At 37.7% G+C, this 231-nt stretch carries 1 protein-coding gene; it reads right to left on the bottom strand.

All coding sequences use genetic code 11. From position 1 onward, the window contains the following. Positions 1 to 231: DNA translocase FtsK (locus AOA60_RS31925; protein ID WP_256592920.1), on the bottom strand; the 231-nt coding region annotated here is incomplete at both ends.

Here is a 231-nt window from a genome sequence, read left to right as displayed (position 1 = left end):
ATCCATACCTAAACCTACAGTAAGGGGAGAATCTCCCTTTCTAAGTGATACATGGTTTAACACTTGACGAAGATATACTGCTTTTGGATTACTATTTGGAACTTCTATTCCAATAGTATTCTTCCCAGGAATTGGAGCTTCGATTCGGATATCTTTTGCAGCTAAACTTAGTTTAATATCATCTGAGAGATTCGTTATTTTACTTACCTTAACCCCTGGCTCAGGCTGAAC

The sequence above is a fragment of the Pseudomonas sp. 2822-17 genome, assembly GCF_002742485.1.
Lineage (GTDB): Bacteria > Pseudomonadota > Gammaproteobacteria > Pseudomonadales > Pseudomonadaceae > Aquipseudomonas > Aquipseudomonas cyclaminis.
Note: the sequence above shows the minus strand (reverse complement) of the source record. Positions and strands in the feature narration are given on the sequence as shown.